This is a genomic window from Exiguobacterium sp. BG5(2022), from assembly GCF_031844365.1.
In the GTDB taxonomy this organism is placed as follows: Bacteria; Bacillota; Bacilli; order Exiguobacteriales; family Exiguobacteriaceae; genus Exiguobacterium; species Exiguobacterium profundum.
The window spans coordinates 66,280-82,847 of sequence record NZ_JAUZVB010000001.1; the positions used below are offsets into that span (position 1 = coordinate 66,280).

The 16,568-nt window shown below is 48.5% G+C and carries 15 protein-coding genes; 8 read left to right on the top strand and 7 right to left on the bottom strand.

The genetic code is table 11. The features are described 5' to 3' along the window. The first annotated feature begins 111 nt into the window (after window positions 1-111). The 7 genes from Q9R25_RS00365 to Q9R25_RS00395 all read left to right on the top strand — a co-directional run bounded on the left by Q9R25_RS00365 (window position 112) and on the right by Q9R25_RS00395 (window position 8,504). Window positions 112-474: a response regulator gene (locus Q9R25_RS00365; protein WP_015880966.1), complete on the top strand. Its 363-nt coding sequence runs from the start codon at window positions 112-114 to the stop codon at window positions 472-474. Further along, a complete protein-coding gene (locus Q9R25_RS00370; RefSeq protein ID WP_311282667.1) occupies window positions 471-3,029 on the top strand; it encodes a sensor histidine kinase in 2,559 nt (852 codons plus the stop codon). The genes Q9R25_RS00365 and Q9R25_RS00370 overlap by 4 nt, the downstream gene beginning before the upstream one ends. Window positions 3,030-3,142: 113 nt before the next feature. Beyond that, window positions 3,143-3,526: a YisL family protein gene (locus Q9R25_RS00375; protein ID WP_015880968.1), complete on the top strand. Its 384-nt coding sequence runs from the start codon at window positions 3,143-3,145 to the stop codon at window positions 3,524-3,526. A gap of 100 nt (window positions 3,527-3,626) precedes the next feature. Next, a complete protein-coding gene (locus Q9R25_RS00380; protein ID WP_074037653.1) occupies window positions 3,627-4,658 on the top strand; it encodes a class I SAM-dependent methyltransferase in 1,032 nt (343 codons plus the stop codon). Window positions 4,659-4,727: 69 nt separating this feature from the next. Next, on the top strand, window positions 4,728-6,221 hold the full coding sequence (locus Q9R25_RS00385; RefSeq protein WP_214691224.1) for a phytoene desaturase family protein: 1,494 nt from the start codon (window positions 4,728-4,730) through the stop codon (window positions 6,219-6,221). Continuing rightward, the gene (locus tag Q9R25_RS00390; RefSeq protein ID WP_311282668.1) at window positions 6,218-7,696 is read left to right on the top strand and encodes a phytoene desaturase family protein; all 1,479 of its coding nucleotides are present in this window, start codon (window positions 6,218-6,220) and stop codon (window positions 7,694-7,696) included. The genes Q9R25_RS00385 and Q9R25_RS00390 overlap by 4 nt, the downstream gene beginning before the upstream one ends. Beyond that, entirely contained in the window at window positions 7,665-8,504 is an 840-nt protein-coding gene (locus tag Q9R25_RS00395) for a phytoene/squalene synthase family protein (protein WP_159561891.1), read from the top strand. The genes Q9R25_RS00390 and Q9R25_RS00395 overlap by 32 nt, the downstream gene beginning before the upstream one ends. A gap of 442 nt (window positions 8,505-8,946) precedes the next feature. Here the strand turns inward: Q9R25_RS00395 and Q9R25_RS00400 are convergent, their stop codons facing one another. The 6 genes from Q9R25_RS00400 to ybaK form a co-directional block, all read right to left on the bottom strand. Further along, a complete protein-coding gene (locus Q9R25_RS00400; RefSeq protein WP_214691222.1) occupies window positions 8,947-10,413 on the bottom strand; it encodes a phytoene desaturase family protein in 1,467 nt (488 codons plus the stop codon). Window positions 10,414-10,439: 26 nt separating this feature from the next. Next, a complete protein-coding gene (locus tag Q9R25_RS00405) occupies window positions 10,440-11,507 on the bottom strand; it encodes a glycosyltransferase family 2 protein (protein WP_214691221.1) in 1,068 nt (355 codons plus the stop codon). Beyond that, a complete protein-coding gene (locus tag Q9R25_RS00410) occupies window positions 11,504-12,202 on the bottom strand; it encodes a lysophospholipid acyltransferase family protein (RefSeq protein ID WP_311282669.1) in 699 nt (232 codons plus the stop codon). Before Q9R25_RS00410 ends, Q9R25_RS00405 begins: the two co-directional genes overlap by 4 nt. Beyond that, the gene (locus Q9R25_RS00415; protein WP_074037647.1) at window positions 12,168-12,917 is read right to left on the bottom strand and encodes a carotenoid biosynthesis protein; all 750 of its coding nucleotides are present in this window, start codon (window positions 12,915-12,917) and stop codon (window positions 12,168-12,170) included. Before Q9R25_RS00415 ends, Q9R25_RS00410 begins: the two co-directional genes overlap by 35 nt. 89 nt (window positions 12,918-13,006) lie before the next feature. Beyond that, window positions 13,007-13,705 (bottom strand): CDP-diacylglycerol--serine O-phosphatidyltransferase, encoded by a 699-nt coding sequence (gene pssA, locus Q9R25_RS00420; protein WP_074037646.1) that lies wholly within the window; start codon window positions 13,703-13,705, stop codon window positions 13,007-13,009. Between the two features lie 19 nt (window positions 13,706-13,724). Beyond that, window positions 13,725-14,189, bottom strand: coding sequence for a Cys-tRNA(Pro) deacylase (gene ybaK, locus Q9R25_RS00425; protein WP_159561895.1), 465 nt, complete (start codon window positions 14,187-14,189; stop codon window positions 13,725-13,727). A gap of 150 nt (window positions 14,190-14,339) precedes the next feature. Here ybaK and Q9R25_RS00430 point away from each other — a divergent pair, with 150 nt between their 5' ends. Then, window positions 14,340-15,074: an enoyl-CoA hydratase/isomerase family protein gene (locus Q9R25_RS00430; protein WP_074037644.1), complete on the top strand. Its 735-nt coding sequence runs from the start codon at window positions 14,340-14,342 to the stop codon at window positions 15,072-15,074. A 23-nt stretch (window positions 15,075-15,097) separates the two neighbouring features. On the opposite strand, the gene Q9R25_RS00435 is transcribed toward Q9R25_RS00430, so the two are convergent. Further along, on the bottom strand, window positions 15,098-16,456 hold the full coding sequence (locus tag Q9R25_RS00435) for an MATE family efflux transporter (protein ID WP_214691219.1): 1,359 nt from the start codon (window positions 16,454-16,456) through the stop codon (window positions 15,098-15,100). Between the last annotated feature and the right edge of the window lie 112 nt (window positions 16,457-16,568).

The following is a 16,568-nucleotide window of genomic DNA, read 5'->3' on the forward strand; positions in this document are numbered from 1 at the left end:
ATGTGATTAGGCAAAAGACGTACGAGATGAGTTTCGTACGTCTTTTTATTTTGTGTAACAATTACAAATCCGTTAAAATAAAAAAATGGGATAAAAAATGGAGGAACAATTATGGTTAAAATCTTACTTGCGGAAGACGAAGAAGTGCTACGCATGCTTGTTATGGATACATTAGAAGATGAAGGATATGACATCGACGAGGCACAAGATGGAATTGAGGCCTATCGATTGATTGAAGAAAATGAATATGATTTGGTCATTGTGGATCATATGATGCCCGGCATGACAGGGCTTGAAGTGATTGAAAAAGTACGGAAGTTACCAGGGCGGCAAGAGACGAAAGTGATGATGTTGACGGCGAAAAGCCAACAATCTGACCGTGATTGCGCGAACGAGATTGGTGTCGACTACTTCATTTCTAAACCGTTCAGCCCACTTGAACTCGTCAAAATCATAGGAGGCATCGTGAAGTGAAAAGGTGGTTTAAACAAAAACTCGGACGCGACATCATGGTCGTCCTTTATTCCTTCCTCGTCATTGCATTGGTCGGATCGGCATTGACATATGTCTACATCGAGAACCGCTTAGAGGCGAATGAAGCGAGATTACGTCAGTTAGACGAACGCGTTAACCGTTTGACTACGCTTTGGGATGAGTGGCAGGCTGACCAATATGATACACGAGGCTATCTCTTGTTCGGTGACACCGCGTCGCTCGAACGTTCAAGTGCGAACGAGGCGAAGTTTCAACAAGAAATCAATTGGTTCAAAACACAAGTCCAGACGCGTCAAGGTGAGCTGTTCGCAGAAGATCTTCAGCAATTCCACGACTTTTACTATGATGTGATCATTCCGGTGACGTATGAATATGCCCAAGCGCAACAAGATGGGGAAGTCACAGAGACGTTTATCGATGCCCAAACGATTGCCGAGTTGCCGACGGCTCAGCGCCTGATTGATCAAGGGCTTGTCCAATTTAATCCGCAACGCGGAATCGACATCCTCGGACCGATTGATGAGGTAGAGTCTGCGCTCGGGGAATATCGTAAATTGATGGCATCTGAAAAAGAGGCCGTCTACGCTGAATGGCGACAGAACAACAATATGCTTCAATTCTTGTGGATCATGAGCATCGCCTCGTTCGCCGTATTAATCTTATTGTTTGTCCAGCCGTTCCTACGCCGTCAAACACGTTTGATTTCACGACTTTCCATCGCATCGAACCGCTTGTTAAAAGGGGAAATCGTTGATTTGAGCGATCAGATGAAACGAGAAGATGAGATTGGGACGATGTCTCGATCGTTCCATAAGATGGCTGAGACACTTCGTGACAACGAACGTCATTTGATTGAGAAGAACCACGAACTACAGGCGCAACAAGAAGAATTGATTGCACAACAAGAAGAGTTGCAGGCACAGCAACAAGAACTAGAAGAAATTTTAGAACAGACGCAACAAAACGAGCAACACCTCGCGTATCGGAATGAATTGACGGAGACGTTAGCATCACGCGATTCGCTTACGGCCTATCCGGAAATCATCGAGAAACTGGTCACGATTACAGATTCAGAGGTCGGTGCACTCGTGTTTGTGGATGAGTCCGGCACGTATCGCGTGACGAGCCACGGCTTGAACGACACGTTGTCTCGTCAGTTGCTCGATAGCGAAAATTCCGTATTGACGCGCGCAATGACATTGAAGACGACGGTACACTCGTCGAAACAAGTCGCGAGCGACCATCCGCTCCCGTATCCGTACTATATGTTTGAGACGGCGGTACCGGTCCATGACCCGACAGATGATTCAATCATTGCCTTCATCTATCTGGTCCGATACAAAGATCGTTTCACCCAAACCCAGATGGGCGACATCATGTCATTCGCTCGTCAGCTCTCGCTTTCTCTCTTACGGATGCGTCTATTTGAAGAGATGAAACGGGAGAAAGGAAAGACGGAGCGAATTCTCGATTCGATTCGAGAAGCGGTCGTCTACATCGACCACTCGACGAATGACGTGTTCGTCAACCGTCCACTCTATGAGATGTTCCCTGAGTTAAGTGACGTCAGTTCACTGGACCTTGAAGAAGAAACGTGGGAAGAATGGCGGAATCGTCTTGTTGAAACGGTCGATCAAGCGGAGGACTTTACGAAGTATACGAATCGCCTGTTCACCGAAGATTTCCCACATGACAGTGTAAGCTTCTCGATTCGTAAGGGCGAAATGAACTTGCAGATGTATGCAGAGCGCATCATTGTCGGCGGACTTTCAAAAGGTACGCTTCTCGTCTTCCGAGATATCACGAGTGAGACAGAGGCGGAGCGATTGAAGAGTGAGTTTATCTCAACCATCTCGCATGAACTGCGTACGCCGCTCTCGTCCATCTATGGATTCACGGAATTGATGGTCAAAAAACAGTTGCCGAATGAAAAACAAGCTAAATACTTGGAGACCATTCACTCCGAGACGGAGCGTCTGACACATCTCGTCAACGACTTCCTCGATGTGCAACGAATGGAATCCGGTAGTCAAATGTATGACCGGGAACAGCTTGATATCGAGCCGGTCGTCCGAGACATGTTGACGTTCTATGAGGCATCGTCGTTGAAACATGAATTCGAATTGATTGCAGATGATGCACGTCCATATGAATTATTCGTCGATTGCCAGAAGTTCAAACAGTTGATGAGTAATCTATTGTCGAACGCCGTGAAGTATTCTCCAAGAGGTGGAAAAATCACGGTCGAACTTGCGCATCACGAGCAAATCGTGTCCATTAAAGTGATGGACGAAGGAATCGGGATTCCAAGTGACGCGCTCGATCGCTTATTTGATAAGTTTTATCGTGTCGACAACTCCGACAGTCGTGAAATCGGCGGTACGGGACTCGGATTACCGATTTGTCAGGAAATCGTCCGTGGTCACAACGGCCAAATCCATGTAGAATCGATTCAGCATGAGGGCTCGACGTTCATCGTTGAAATCCCAAGCTATGAGTACGCTGTCCAAGAGGCAGAGACGACTCCTGTATAATGTATGGGCCATCCCTTGAGGATGGCTCATTTTTTAGAATCGTTCGCTTGACCAATCGGGAGAGAGTTCGTGTACAATGAAGACTGTACAACATCATAAAGGGGGGCATTTGAATGCCACTGATTGCATTCTTGCACACGCACGTTACGAGCTGGATTTTGTTACTTATTTTGTTTGCCGTGGCCTATATCGGTTATAAGAACGGCAACAAGAGTGGAAAGATCGCACATATGGCGTTTCGACTCATGTTACTCATCGCATTCGGAACAGGACTTTATCTCTACCTTCAGTTGAATGGTGGCGGGACATTCTATCACGTGAAAATCACGGTCGGTTTATTAACTTTGATCTTCGGTGAGATGACGCTCGTCAAAGTCAAAAAGAAAAAACCGTCAAACGGACTATTTGGCGGGTTTATCGTCTTGGCACTCATTACGATTTTCATCGGCTATGCATTGCCTTATGGACAATCTTTCTTCAACAGCTTTATTCAATAAGACGTTCCCACTTCGCACACCGAAGTGGGATTTTTTTGTTTGTACACAAATTATTAGGGGAAAATAAAAAAATCAGTAATTACGACGATGAGGTGAAACGATGGATCAACAGATGATGGAATGGACACGAGTTTTACACGCACGGAAATGGATGAAACAAACTGAATCATTTTTACCCTTATGGCACGGCTATATCGGCTACAAGTTCGGACTATTCGATGCGCTTCAAGGTGGCGCGAGCATGGCGGAGATGAATTTACGTCTAAAACGCCCATTGACACAACTTGCGCTAGAGCGTTGGTTAGAAGTCGGGGTCGCCGTCCGTCATTTGAAAAAGAGAGGCTGGCGCTACTATCCGACGCGTGGATTAAAATATCAATTATCCGGTAACGATGAACGGAGCATCGGGTTCATGCTTCAAGAAATGATGGAGCTTCATATCCCCGCGTTAATCGCTTATCCGGAATTTCTAGAGTCTGGGAAGCAAAAGACGTTTGATGGAGCTGAACACGGTCAAGTCGTCGCGAAGACATCGACACTCGTCGAAACGGTCGCATTTCCAATCGTGCAACAACTTTTACGACAGGCAAATGTCGAATCGATGCTCGATATTGGATGTGGGCACGGCGGCTACTTACGTAAACTCCAAGCGCTCGAACCGAGTTGGGAACTGACAGGCATCGATTTAGAGGAAGAGGTAATCGAAGAGGCACGCTCGCGAGACGAGAGTGGCGACATTCATTTCGAAGTAGCTGACTTCATGAACTGGGAAACAGAAGAGCAATTCGATGCGGTGATGATGAACAATATGCTGTATTACTTCTCACCAGAAGAACGTATCAAGTTGCTTGAGAGACTACGGGAGCGTTTAGAAGAAAAGGGTGTCGCCATTCTCGTGACCCCGCTCGCCGAAACAGCGCTCGGTGGACGATTCGCTTCCGCGTTCAATGCGTTCATGACACTCCACGATAATCTGTACCCGCTTCCGACCATTCCACGATTGCGCCGGCAGATGCAAGAAGTAGGTTTTGATCAAATCCGCTTCATCCCATTCATTCCGGAAGGTTCTTGGTATATCGTCATCGCTGAGCGAGGAAAGACGAACCTGCTCAATCAACCGATTCAAAATTGAACTTGTCTCCCGTCATTCCTATAATGATAGAGAAGCATAAGAGACTATTCACATAGGGAGTTGTTGAGTGTGTCGAAACAAAGAGTTGCCGTTATTGGGGCAGGACCAGGTGGGTTGGCTGCAGCGATGCTACTGGCGCATCGCGGTGTAGACGTCACCGTATTTGAGAAACAACCGTTTGTAGGCGGAAGAACGTCGCGCTTAGAAGTAGGTGAATTTGCGTTCGACCGAGGACCTACGTTTTTGAATATGCCTTATATTTTAGAAGAAATTTTTGAAGAGACAGGGCGTAATCTGCATGATTATGTCGAGATGAAGCAGTTGGAGCCGATGTATGATTTGTACTTCGACCGTGGGACGCGTCAACTCTCGATGACAACAGATCGTGATCAGATGTATCGCGCCATCGAAGAACAATTTCCGGGGAATGGCGAAGGTTACGAACGGTTCATGAGTGAACAGGCGATCAAACTGTCTAAATTGATGCCTGTGCTTCAGACCGCACATGACAAGCTTACCGACTATGTCTCGTTACGCGTGCTCAAGGCGCTACCGTTCCTCTCGATCGGTAAATCGCTTTATGACGTCTTGTCCGAGTACTTCACGAGCGAAGAGCTGAAGTATGCGTTCACGTTTCAGGCTAAATATTTGGGGATGTCCGCTTGGGAATGTCCGGGTGGATTCTCCATCTTGTCTTACATGGAACACGCCTACGGAGTGCATCACCCGATTGGCGGAGTGAACCAGCTGTGTCATGCGATGGCGAAAGTGATTGAAGAAGAGGGAGGCGTCATTCGTTTAGGCGAACCGGTAGAGCGTCTTCTCATGGATGATCAAAACGTGACCGGTCTCGTGTCCGGGAGTGTCCATTATGCGTTTGATGAAGTCGTGATTGGTGCTGACTTCGCACATGCGATGACGTCGCTCGTTCCAGACGGTAAACTAACGAAGTGGAGTCCGACTCAACTCAAGAAGAAGCGTTACTCGTGCTCGACATTCATGCTTTATCTCGGGCTCGACCATGTCTACGAAGATGTGGCGCATCACTCGATTCACTTCGCGGACGATTATGAATTGAATGTCAAAGAGATGACACAAGAATTGAAATTGAGCGAGGACTTCTCGTTTTATGTACAGAATGCCTCACGCATCGACCCGACACTTGCGCCTCCTGGCAAGTCATCGCTTTACGTTCTCGTACCGGTGCCGAACAATTTATCTGGCCTCCCGTGGGAGACGTTACAAGCGACCATGACAGAGCGCGTTCTCGACGCGCTTGAGACACGTTCCCCTTACCGAAACATCCGTCAACACATCGAGGTGATGGAGGCGTTGACGCCTGAGGACTGGGAAGCGTTTGGTGTATATGAAGGTGCAACGTTCAATCTAGGGCACAACTTATCGCAGATGATGTATTTCCGCCCGCATAACCAATTCGAAGAGCTCGACAACGTCTGGCTCGTCGGGGGTGGGACCCACCCAGGAAGTGGGCTGCCGACCATCTTTGAATCAGCGCGGATCACGACGAACCTTTTGCGTGACCGGGCAGGTGTCGGCCGATGAATATTAGCTTTGTCGGAGCAGGGGTCGGTACACTTTATGCCTCCCTCTTATTGACGAAACGCAATCCGTCACTTCAAATCACGATTTATGAGAAAGAGGACCGGGTCGGTGGACGCTTGAACTACGTTGAATTCGATAATGGGGCGAAAGTCGATGAAGGTCCAACCATCGTCTTATTGCCGAGTAAACTGAAACAACAACTGATTGAGGCGGGTCTTCCTGAACATGAAGTGGAGTTGATTGAAGTCGATCCGCTTTATCGCTTACGTTATCAAGACGGGACATCGTTCTATAAATATCGGGAAATCGAGAGACAGGCGGAAGAAATCGAACGAACTTTCGGCGAAGGAGATGCCTTCCGTCAGTACATGTCCCAAAAGAAAGAAGAGTATCGGATTGGCTTCGATACGTTTTTAGATCGTAGTTATGCCTCAAAAGCGGAGTTGTTCGAGCCTAAACTACTTCTCCTTCTCATGCGGTTAAAAGCATATGAGACGGCTCATGCGAATATGAAACGCTTCTTTGAAGACGAACGTTTACGTGTCGCCTATAGTTTACAAACGCTCTATATCGGCGGAAATCCTTATGCCACTCCTTCGTTATATGGACTCATTCCTTATCGTGAACAAGAAGAAGGAGTCTGGTATGTAAAAGGAGGATATTTTTCGCTGGCGACGAAAATGGAACAAGAGTTGAAGCGTCGAGGTGTTCGTTTCGAGATGAATGCTACCGTCAATCGTGTCCATGTCACGGACGGGGTGGCCAATGGAGTCACGGTAAATGACGAATATGTACCGTATGATGCAGTCGTCGTGAACGGTGATTTTCCACTCATGGAGCGCCTGATTGATGGTGTGACGCCAAAGACGTATGAACCGTCAAGCGGTACGTTACTCCTTTATTTCACCGTCAACGGCGAACTCGACTTACCGGTTCACCAATTCGATTTACCGAATGATTTTGAAGGATCGATGCGTACGATCTTCGAGGATGGTAAACTAAGTGAGTATCCAGCGATGTACACCTTTAATCCATCGCGAATGGATACAACCCTCGCGCCAGAAGGAACGAGTGTATTATATGTTCTTGTCCCGGTTCCTCGAAAATTGGAACGAGAAGACTTTGAGGCACAAGGGACAATCGAACACCTATTAGGAAGAATCGAGGCATTCATGCCTGATTTTCGTGAACGCGTCATCGAGATGAAAGTCCGGACACCGATGGATGCTGAGCGATTCGGATTGTTCGAAGGAGGAAGTTTTGGGATTGCACCAAAGTTATCTCAGTCAGCCGCCTTCAAACCACAAGCGAGACCATTCGCGAAAATCGAACGCCTCTATGCGGTGGGCGCATCCGTCCATCCATGCGGTGGCGTCCCCATCGTTATGATTGGGTCGCAATTACTTGTGAAAAAAATGGAAGAAGAAATGGGGGCAATGCATCGTGACGACACAAGAAGCGTATCGTCAATGTGAGGAAATCATGAAGAAGGGCTCGTTAACCTTTTACCGGGCCTTCTCTTTGCTCTCAAAACCAGACCGTCAAGCGGTCATGGCAGTATATACTTTCTGTCGCACCCTCGATGATGCGGTCGATGAATCAGACCGTCCAGAAGAGAGTTTGGCAGCATTTTTGCATGACTTCGACCGCTTTTTAGCTGGTTACGACCAAGATGAAGCACTATGGGTTGCCCTTCGTGATGTGTGGAAACGCTATGACATGGACGTCGAACCATTTTTTGAATTGGCGGAAGGGATGAAATGGGATTTACATAAGTCGCGGTATGAAACGCTCGAAGAGACCGAGCAGTATAGCTATTATGCAGCGAGCACGGTCGGTCTGATGCTGCTCCCGATCCTTGTCCCAAATCAGGACGCTGCGACGACACGTCAGCTAAGGCAAGGCGCCATCGACCTTGGCATTGCGATGCAACTGACCAATATTTTACGTGATGTCGGTGAAGATTTGAATCGAGACCGCATCTATTTACCCCGTACGATGATGCGTCAGTACGGTGTGAGTGAAGCGATGTTACACCAACGAGAAGTGACCCCTGTCTTTATCGATCTATGGGAGGCGTTGGCGAATCGTGCAGAGTTCTTGTATGAACGGGCACGCGAAACCCATCATCTGTATCCACTCGCGAGTCGAAAGCCGGTACAAGCAGCGGCTCTTCTCTATGAAGGGATTCTTGATGCGGCACGTGCGAATCGACATGACGTCTTCACAAAGCGGGCATACGTATCGACCTTACAAAAAGGAAAGTTGTTGGCAAAATTATAAGCGATTCGATTCCCTGTAGACGCTCGATGGCGTCTACAGTTTTTTGTACGCAAAAAAACCACTTTTGGCGGGGGACCAAAAGTGGCGTAAGCGTTATGTGATTCATTCATCGGGGAAACGAATGAATCGGTTTGTGATGAAGCCCTAAAGATGTGCCGGGATTCATGGGGAATGAATCAGTTGGGGCATCTTCGTCGAAACAGGATGCTTGATGGACTAAGGGGGAACATCATACGCAAGCTGTCTCAACTACGGGATACGAGTGGGGAAACTCGCTCATCACTTTTTCTCGGGTGTGACAAGTTCAAAACGCGATGAGGCTCGGGGAAGCCATTCGATCGCTACAGGTGTAACAAACGCTACAGAACTGATTGAACTCGAATATGATATTATCACGTCTTTCAATTGTCGACAAGTGTCGAAACTCGCGTTCACAAAATGTTCATATTGTCAGAGGTATGTCCTCTAACATCGATCGTGCAGCGAATTGTCCTGAAAGCGTCACCATCGGACTGCCACCGCCAGGATGAGTGGAACCGCCAGCGAACCAGATGTTCGATACATCTGTCGATCGCGGTGCAGGTCTAAAAAATGCCCCTTTTTTCGAGTTGGCCGACGTGCCATAAAGTGCGCCATAATACGCATAAAAATCGCGAGTCAAATCTTGTGGGGTCACCCGCTTATGGTAGAGCACCTCTTCTTCTTCCCAATCCACACCGAACATACGTAATCGTCTTCGAATCAAATGCTCATACGTATCTGCATCAATTTCGGTCAGATGTGCCGGAGCATTGACGAGGATGAACAGGTTGTCTCCTGCCTCGCCCATCGACGGATCGGTTGCGGATGAATTCGAAATATAGATTGTCGGTTCGTCTGCATAACGTTCTTCTTGGAAAAGTGCTTTAAATTCCCGTTCATAGTCGTCTGAGAAATAGACGTTATGGTGTGCCAAATTCAATCGTTTGGACAATCCGACCATCATGACGAATGCGGAAATCGAAGGTTCGACGGTATCGCGTGTCGGGACTGGGAAAGATGGGCGGTCTTTCGCGTCAACGAGTCGCGGGTATTGCGTCAAGAGTTCACCGTTGAGAAGAACGGCATCACACGAGATGACTTCTTGGTCATCGACGACGACCTCATGTGCTTTTCCGTTCAACACATCAATTTTCGTCACTTCATGACCGAGTCGGAACGTCACTCCGAGTTCGCTCGCACGTTTGGCGAACCCTTTTGCGATATTCCAGTTTCCACCTTTCGCAAAATAGACACCTTCATTCAATTCCAAATGTGCGATAAGGGCGAACGTACCTGGCGTCACGTATGGGCTGCTACCAATGTACGTCGCATAGCGGTCGAGCGCCTGAATAATGCGTGGGTCCTTGAAATACTTCTTGTGAAGGGCGTGCAAACTTTGAAGTGGATGCACTTTGACCATGTCCGCCCAAAGACCGGGATCCAACTTTGTGTCCATTTGTGTGAAGAAGCGCTTATTCGCAATGTCGAACAGCTTTTCCGCTTCATCTAGATAGGCACGCATCTGATTGTGTTTCAACTGGTCACCGGTCAAACGCCGTACTTCGACCTCAAGTTTTGCCCGATCGGCACTGAACGTGAAGGATGACCCGTCTGTGTAGTGGTTGACGGTATGTTGATCGAGCTTGATTAACTCAAAATAGTCATCCGGATTGGCCCCGCTATTTCGAATGACTGAACGAAATACATCCGGCATCGTGATCGTATTTGGACCAAAGTCGAACCGGTGACCGTCGGTTATAATGGGCATGAGTTTGCCACCGACATGTTGATTCTTTTCAATGACCGTGACGTCATAACCTCGTGCTGCGAGCGTGACGGCGGCGCTTAGTCCACCGAGACCAGCCCCAATCACTACGATTTGTTTCATACAATTGTCCCCCTTTAGACGTCTGCTTAGGAATAGTGACGACCTTTCCACGTGATGGGCAACCGTCTCCATTTACGAATGACGGCGTTCCCGAGTAAGGTCAAGTAAGCGATTAAACTGAGTGGATGGTACCATGTACCGGACCCATTTGATTTCAGATCGACAGCGAGACGCGCGAGGAGCACGAAAATCGCTGCGCTAATCGTCTGCCAACTCGGTGAAAAGATCCAAGCGAGCATAGCCGTCAACTGGATGCCGTAATATGTCATGAAGTACAAGGCGAGTCCTACTGATTCATTCATTCCCTTGAATACGTTCTTTGAAAACCCGGTCCACACTTCTTCATTCGTTTCATACATGTCGCAGGAGATGAACGGGGAGACTTGAACGAGTGACGTGACTTTTTGATGACGTTTGAACGTTCGACATAAATCGATATCATCAATCAACGACGTTCGAATAGCAGCATGTCCGCCAACTTCCTCGTAGCTGTTCCGCTCGACGAGTACGTTCATGCCATTCGCCGCGGCAAATGCGGGGTGTTTCACTTTACGCCAAAACAAAGGCAGATGTTGGGCGATGAGCACGTGTTGCATCGGAATCAACAATTTCCCGAGAAATGTTGACGTCGGAAATTGAGGGAAACCTGATAAAAAGACGGCCTGCTCTCGAGCGAGCGTGGCATGCATGCGGGCGATAAAACTCGAATCGATCGTGACGTCCGCATCTAAAAAGAGAAGATACGGTTCAGTCGTGCGTGATGCTAGTTGATGACAAGCATGAACTTTTCCGGCCCAGTCATGGGGCAAAGGAACACCTTGGATGACGGTAAAACGGGTATCGCTCCCAATTGCATGATTCAATTTTTCATATGTATCATCTTCAGAGCGGTCCTCGTAGATATAGACGTGAGTCCCTTCCGGTATCGCCTGCTTTAAGTTCGAAATCAGTCGATCGACGTGACGCGACTCATTGCGCATCGGGATGCAGACGGCTGTCGCCGGTGTGCGTCCTGGGTCGGCGAGCGGTCTCAAGAACGAAAGATTGATTAGGGTAAAGATAAACATCGAGAGGGTGAGCAGCCATAAGATCATGAACGTCCCCTCCCAAGTCGGAACATCATTTCTGTCCATTCAGCAAGATTACGACGTGGTCGAAAGAGCGGCACATAGGCATCAGACCGAATGATGGCGTCTTGTCGCACGTCGTCATAGAGCGCCTCGAGTGCTTGCGCGATTTCCTGCTTCTGAGCTCGTCGTGTCATCGACGTCACGACTACTGTTCGAAAGCGGACATATACAAGGGGTTCCGCATGGTTCTCAAACGAATAGTACATGGCGCATAATTGGACGGGGCGGTTGTTCAGTAACAACGTTGCGCCAGACTCGATTTCGACAGGTCGAAGTTCCTGTGGCATCTCTTGTCCTTGAGGGAACATCCAGACGGATTTCCCGGACGCGAGCAATTCATTCGCATAAGCCAGTGAGGCCCGTACATCGGAGAGACTTCCTTTTTTCACCGAGAAGGCACCGAGGTGTCGAAAGAACGGGAAACGACGTAGTCCATCCTCATCCATCAACACATGAATATCGTGTCGTAAAAAATGTTCATTGATCATATACATGATGAGACCGTCCCACCACGCGCTATGTGTACTTAAAAATAATCCGGGGGTCGGAACGTCGTCCGTTCGGATATAAATGTTATGGAAGGTGGGACGTATTTGACGTTCCCGCACGAACGTCGAGAACAGGTTATTGAACCATTTCTTTTTGTGTGACTCGATCATCGCGACCCCTCCTTTCAAGTAGAATCACTCCGGATGTGAGGATGCTGAGGAGCCCGATGCCATAGAGACCTGCATTAACAGCCGTGACACCGAAGAGTGCGTGAAGCATGACGAACAAATAGACGCCGTGCCGGATGAACAAGGAATCAACAGCGCGTTCGTGACGCTGTAACAACCATGAGAAAATAAGGGATAACCCGAACCAACCGATAAAGTTTTGTGTCGGGATATCATAGTATAAGCCGTCATTCGCCCATTCCCAGTAGCCTTTCACGTTTGCCGCTACGGGATCGATTGCCATATCGAGCCATACAGCGAGAATCGGAACGAGCCATAAAATATTGTGGCGGAATGTGAAGAGACGGGCAACGGCAAAACTAGAGCCGATCACGGCAAGCCATGCCGCACCGATTGTGACAGGGACTCCAAACACTGTCGGACCGAACGCCTCAGCATAAACGTATTCGCTGAACGGGAATCCCGTCTTTACGCCGAGTGTTTCAACGGCGATTGAACCGAAGAAAATAAACGGAACAATCCAAGCTCCTTGTCGAATTCCTTGATAAAGAATCGTTCCACCAATCGCCCCGGCTAGCCATAAAAAGACGGGGTTTGCCCACTCGAGCCAAGGTGGAAGCAGGTCGAATCCAACTAAAATCAACCCAATGAAATACCAAACAATAAACCATTTCCAAATAAACGGATACACTTTCATTCCATCACCTCTACTTTTTATTCTAAAGCTCATTGAAGTCTTCGTCTAACAAATACATGTACAAAAAAGAGCCTCGCTGAACGAGACTCTCAATTGGCCATCCGTTTTCGTCTTTTCACGAACGAGAAGGCGATGAATAAGACATAGAACGGGATGGCGATGAACCAAAATGTCGGCCATTCTTTCCAACGTGCGAACATCATATACGTCACATAGACGAGACTGATGGTAATGATGAACGAGTGACGTGGCAATGGTACATCTTTAAAACTCGGGATACGAACACGGCTGACCATCAACAAGGCGAGCCCCGTGAAGAAAATCGGTGTCAACAGTTCACTGACGCGGTCACCGAACGTTGTGATGACAGCGAGAAGTCCCCCGGCGGCCGTGATCGGGACACCAGAGAAGTAACTCGCTGCAACGTTTGTCGCAGATAAATTGAAGCGAGCCAGACGATAGGCGCCGAATAGCGGGAAAAGTGCCGCAAAAAACAATCCATAATTGCCGTAATCAATAAAGAAGGTGTAATAAGCGAGCATCGCCGGTGCGACCCCGAACGTTACGATGTCAGCGAGTGAGTCCAATTCTTTCCCAAAATCGCCAGCGACCCCGAGCATACGGGCGAGGCGCCCGTCTAAACTGTCGAGCATCATCGCGATGATGATTAACAGTGTGGCGTTTGAGAAGTCACCACGTGCGGCGTAGACGATGGCGACGACACCACAAAATAAATTTCCGAACGTAAAGGAGTTTGGGACCCACGAACGGATACGTTCTTTCCACATAATTTTGCCCCCAGTAAGGTCATTGGCTGAACCAGTGCCCGTTTGTAAATTGCAGTAAATCTTCAGGTGTTAATTCGATTTGATAGCCGCGTTTTCCGGCAGAAATGGTGATCGTCTCTCTGTCTTGAGCTGCTTCGTGCAGATAGACAGGGAACGGCTTCTTCGCCCCAATCGGAGAGACTCCTCCTCGAATATAACCGGTCAATGTCTCGAGCTCTTTCATCGGGACGGTCGATGCTTTCTTCGCCCCCCAAGCTTTTGCGGCTGCTTTTAAATCGATGTCACGCTCTCCAGAGATGAGAAAGAAGGCATATTGCTTTTTCTCGTTCATGAGACAAATCGTTTTATACAGTTCGTCGAGCGGTTTATTCAATGTCATCGCCACATGTTTAGCTGAGACATCGGTGTCATCAACTTCATACGTATGATAGGTGAACGGAATCTTCTTCTGTTTCAGTTGCCGAGCGGCGTTTGTCAGTTGCATCTGACTCATCCTTTCGTGACCGACTCCTTTTAGAATAGCAAATCAACCAACTTCCCGGCAATTGAACTTCAAAAAACTTTTCAGTAAAGGAAGGAGTTTGAAGGAATGACGAAGAAATGAACAGTGATTCATTTTGAAAGGGGAATGAAAATGGAGACGATTCAATTGACGACACACAATGGAGTAGGGTGGTTGAAACTGAACCGACCTGAAAAGCTAAACGCCTTGAACGAGACGTTGCTTCGTGAAATGAAAACGGCAATCGACACATTTGAACAGGACGACGCGGTTCGTGTCATCGTTCTTGTCGGAGAGGGACGAGCATTCTCATCCGGACAAGATTTAACGATCGAGAGCGATGCGGACTATGGGGAATATTTAGAAGACGTGTATCATCCACTCGTACGTACGCTTTTCTCATGTCAGAAACCACTCATCGCAGGGATTCACGGTGTCGTGGCTGGAGCAGGACTCAGTTTGGCACTCGCGGCAGACGTTCGAATCGTCGCCAAGTCGACGAAGTTCAGCTCGGCGTTCATTAAAATCGGGTTGGTCGCGGATGCGGGCGGCCCATATCACTTACGTCGACTCATGCGCGACGACCTCGCATTAGATTGGCTCTGGAGTGGCAGTACGATTGACTCGGATGCCGCGCGTACATTCGGGCTCGTCACTGAGCTCGTGGAAGATGCGATGTATACGGAGCGATTGACTTCATATGCGGAGACACTCGCTAGGAAATCACCGGTCGCTGTTCAAGGGATGAAGGCGCTCATGCGAGCCGCTTCATTTGAGGACGGATTGAATGAAGAAATCAAATGGCAACGGAAGTGTGGGGACACGGACGTGCACCGCCAAGCGATGCAGGCATTCTTGATGAAATGAAAAAAGCGGCTGCGGCCGCTTTTTTACGTGGTTGATTTTGCTTCGAACTGGAAGCCTTTTTGTTGCCATGTCCCGTATTTCCAACGACGGAACGCGAAGAATCCGCGGAACCACTCATCGAGGGAGAAGGCGAGCCAAATCCCAAGGATGCCGAGTCCCATTTGAAGACCGAACAAGTAGCTGAACGCCACGGCGACGCCCCACATCGAGGCAATTCCTATCATGACCGGGAAGCGGACGTCCCCGACAGACTTCAATGACCCCATCAAGACGATGTTCATGGCGCGACCCGGCTCTAAAATGAGCGTCGCCCATAAGATTGGCACACCGACCGCGATGATGTCAGGGTTTGATGTGAAGAGACCGAGTAGCGATTCGCTGAACACCGCTAAACCGAGAGAGGCGACGAACGAGGCGAACATGGCAATCTTCAATGTCTTGACGGCACGATGATAGGCTTCTTTAAACCGTTTCCCCCCAATATCCCGTGCAATCAAAAGCTGGGTTCCTTGCGCGACGGCGACGGTGAACAAGAAGGCAAGCATTGACAAGTTCATCACGTACACGCGAGCAGCGAGGGAAGCCTCGCCCATCGTCGCGATAAATCCAGTGATGATAATTTGGGATGCCTGATACGATAAATTCTCTCCGGCAGAAGGGACTCCAATCTGAAGGAGTGACTGGATGTCGTCTTTCTTCGGACGAATCACTTCTTTTAACGGGAAGCGGATCATCAGCTTCCGCTTGACGAGCCAGAACAAGAGAACCATAGCGGCGAATCGTGCAATCACGATGGCCCAAGCGACACCGGCAACACCTGTGACCGGAAGTCCCAACCAGCCGGTAACGGCAAAAATGGCACCGACAGCGGTGATGATATCAATCAAAAGCGTCGCGAGCATAGCGTGCTTCGTCATACCGTGACTCCGGAGGATCGAACTGAGCGCCATGATCAGTGCTTCGGTGAATAACGACAAGCCGACGATTTGCAGGAACAACAGCCCGTGCGCAAACAGTTCGTCTGATAGACCGAACAGGCGTAAGAACGTTTCACCGAACAAGAAGATGACGACGACCATAATCGCACCAAGCCACATGTTCAAACTGACGGCGGAGCGGGCGAAGTCGCGACTCTTCTTCATGCGCTGTGCCCCGATGGCCTGACCGATCAAAATGGTCGCCCCGACAGACGTCACACTAAAGACAATTAAGAACACGTTTAAGATTTGGTTGGCAACCCCGACGGCCGAAGCGGCAGCGTCTGAGTAGTGAGCGAGCATCAATGTGGCGATGATCCCGGTTCCCATATGGAGGGCAAGTTCGATGAAAATCGGCCACGACAGTTTGAACAGGGTGAGCTGTTCCGTTTGTTTCGTCTGCATGTAGTGTATTCTCCCTTTTTTCTATAATTCTTTCTATTAACTATTTGTTTTATAAAAATGTCAAAGGTCATCTTACTCCTTATGAAATGAAAAAGAAAGGGGTTTGCTAAAT

Excerpts from the sequence above, each read along its gene's own strand:
- Q9R25_RS00365 (WP_015880966.1), top strand. The coding sequence starts at position 112 with ATGGTTAAAATCTTACTTGCGGAAGACGAAGAAGTGCTACGCATGCTT.
- Q9R25_RS00375 (WP_015880968.1), top strand. The coding sequence starts at position 3,143 with ATGCCACTGATTGCATTCTTGCACACGCACGTTACGAGCTGGATTTTG.
- Q9R25_RS00380 (WP_074037653.1), top strand. The coding sequence starts at position 3,627 with ATGGATCAACAGATGATGGAATGGACACGAGTTTTACACGCACGGAAA.
- Q9R25_RS00390 (WP_311282668.1), top strand. The coding sequence starts at position 6,218 with ATGAATATTAGCTTTGTCGGAGCAGGGGTCGGTACACTTTATGCCTCC.
- Q9R25_RS00400 (WP_214691222.1), bottom strand. The coding sequence starts at position 10,413 with ATGAAACAAATCGTAGTGATTGGGGCTGGTCTCGGTGGACTAAGCGCC.
- Q9R25_RS00405 (WP_214691221.1), bottom strand. The coding sequence starts at position 11,507 with ATGATCTTATGGCTGCTCACCCTCTCGATGTTTATCTTTACCCTAATC.
- Q9R25_RS00410 (WP_311282669.1), bottom strand. The coding sequence starts at position 12,202 with ATGATCGAGTCACACAAAAAGAAATGGTTCAATAACCTGTTCTCGACG.
- Q9R25_RS00415 (WP_074037647.1), bottom strand. The coding sequence starts at position 12,917 with ATGAAAGTGTATCCGTTTATTTGGAAATGGTTTATTGTTTGGTATTTC.
- pssA (WP_074037646.1), bottom strand. The coding sequence starts at position 13,705 with ATGTGGAAAGAACGTATCCGTTCGTGGGTCCCAAACTCCTTTACGTTC.
- ybaK (WP_159561895.1), bottom strand. The coding sequence starts at position 14,189 with ATGCAACTGACAAACGCCGCTCGGCAACTGAAACAGAAGAAGATTCCG.
- Q9R25_RS00430 (WP_074037644.1), top strand. The coding sequence starts at position 14,340 with ATGGAGACGATTCAATTGACGACACACAATGGAGTAGGGTGGTTGAAA.
- Q9R25_RS00435 (WP_214691219.1), bottom strand. The coding sequence starts at position 16,456 with ATGCAGACGAAACAAACGGAACAGCTCACCCTGTTCAAACTGTCGTGG.